This window comes from Paraburkholderia humisilvae (assembly GCF_902859855.1).
GTDB classification, from domain to species: domain Bacteria; phylum Pseudomonadota; class Gammaproteobacteria; order Burkholderiales; family Burkholderiaceae; genus Paraburkholderia; species Paraburkholderia humisilvae.
The window spans coordinates 1-1,281 of the sequence record NZ_CADIKH010000357.1; the positions used below are offsets into that span (position 1 = coordinate 1).

The window sequence follows — 1,281 nt, forward strand, 5'->3', positions numbered from 1 at the left end:
CCTTGCCGGGTTCGCTGGTTATGCCTTCGACAAGCAACATTCTCAGCTAAACCGCCACCGCCCTCTCAAATTCCCCTCGACCCCCACGTACACCACTTTCGACAATAACTCCATCTATTTGCACCAGAGCCCAAAAACTCGTCGGCCTTCATTGTGCCTTGCCACGCTTGTTTCGCGATGACTTGGGACAGCAGTCGTAGGTTGACCCGTGCGGTGCCCTCCTGCGCCGCTCGCAAGAATCGGTATACGATGGCCACACCCTCTTCGAGATCACCCTCACTCACCCGTATGTCACCGCGCGCAAGTTCCTCTAGGAGTATCTCCCTGGCGCTATCGAGCCTCTTCGCGAACAACTGCTTTAGTGCGTACCCCGCGACGTTTCCCCCAGGCACATTTGTCAAACTAAACATATCGCCTATTGCGACAATTAGGGATTCGCTCATTTTTGCGCTAGATCCGTGCTTTTCCTAGTCACAGATGGCGATGATCTGGTTCAACAGTTCACACGCTGCCGCGAAAACTTCATCGGGTACGCGCTTCCACGGATGGGCCTTTGCGGCTCGCGCACGCCAGTCGAACGACTTGGGTTGGTGTCCAAGTACATAGCTGATGATTTTCTTCGGCCCCTCGAACTTGATTGCAAACGGATTCGTGTCGTTGTATTGTGCCGTCGTCATCGGCAGCCCAATAACGATGCCTGTTCGTTCATTGAACGGCTTCGGTGACAGGACCAGCATCGGGTGCATATCCTTCATCTCACGGCCGACCTGCGGATTGCAGTCAATCCAGATAATGTCGCGCCGATCCGGCACCCACAAAGCAACCGCCATCAGAAAACCTCCGCGCCGACACGGCCCGTTGCCATCGCCTCACCGCCATGCTTAGCGGGATCAAACCGCGCCAGTTTCTCCGCAAGCGTGAGCTTGCGCGGACCGACCGGCTTCACCGTCACACCAACCTCGTCGGTCGTTACCTCGACCTCCTGACCGACCTCGAAATGCGCCGAGCGCGCAACAGCGGCGGGAATGCGGACAGCCAGGCTGTTCCCCCACTGCTGGATCGTGAGCGTCGCTGTTTTTGCCATGATGCGAACCTCCATAGAACGTATAAACGAGTATATACGCAATCGCAGAAAGTTTCAACGTGTTTAAACGGCAAACGTACCCCACTGGGCTCTGGTGCAAATAGTTTCGGTGAATCGGTTAAAGTAGCCGGCCATCAAACTGGTAGCCGGTGATGAGCAAGCGAAAAGGTCTGGAGGGGCTGTTCAGTGGACGGCAT

Annotated in this window: 2 protein-coding genes; both read right to left on the reverse strand. The window is 55.8% G+C overall.

Features of this window, described 5'->3' with window-relative positions; genetic code table 11:
• Positions 1 to 467 precede the first annotated feature (467 nt).
• Positions 468 to 830 carry a type II toxin-antitoxin system PemK/MazF family toxin gene (locus HV796_RS42500; RefSeq protein WP_175233584.1) on the reverse strand — a complete coding sequence of 121 codons (363 nt, stop codon included), beginning with the start codon at positions 828 to 830 and terminating at the stop codon, positions 468 to 470.
• Positions 830 to 1,084 (reverse strand): AbrB/MazE/SpoVT family DNA-binding domain-containing protein, encoded by a 255-nt coding sequence (locus tag HV796_RS42505; protein WP_175233585.1) that lies wholly within the window; start codon positions 1,082 to 1,084, stop codon positions 830 to 832. Before HV796_RS42505 ends, HV796_RS42500 begins: the two co-directional genes overlap by 1 nt.
• Positions 1,085 to 1,281 lie beyond the last annotated feature (197 nt).